This is a genomic window from Pseudomonas sp. P867 (genome assembly GCF_019891455.1).
Lineage (GTDB): Bacteria > Pseudomonadota > Gammaproteobacteria > Pseudomonadales > Pseudomonadaceae > Aquipseudomonas > Aquipseudomonas synxantha_A.
Genome location: NZ_JAFLXB010000047.1, coordinates 1 through 418 on the forward strand (window position 1 = coordinate 1; position 418 = coordinate 418).

1 protein-coding gene is annotated in these 418 nt (G+C 55.0%); it reads left to right on the plus strand.

Annotated elements, in window-relative coordinates; genetic code table 11:
- On the plus strand, positions 1-418 hold a 418-nt coding region (locus tag J1G33_RS27770; RefSeq protein WP_223019176.1), incomplete at both ends, for an immunoglobulin-like domain-containing protein.

Here is a 418-nt window from a genome sequence, read left to right on the forward strand (position 1 = left end):
TTTCGAGAAGTTGGAAGTTGCGGGCAATGGTGCGACCACCACGATCAATGACACCATCGATAAAGTCGATGTAGTACTGACCGCTACTACCACCGTCGGCGAAGGCGGCAATATCGTCTACACCGCCAGCCTTGTGGATAAAAACGGCGCACCGGTGACTAACATCACCAATCCGCTGACTGTCACTTTGGATAACGGCCAGAGTATCACTATTGGTGTGAACCAAAGCAGCGGTTCTATCTCGGTTTTGGCACCGGATGACGTGTATAAGGGCGACCAGATCGTCACTACCGCCATTACTGGTGTCACTGGCGGCGAGCACTTCGAGAACCTGGTCCCGGGCACTACGGCGGTGAACACCACCGTTACGGATACACCGGGTACCGACAACACCACGACTGTTACGCTGACCGCGCCT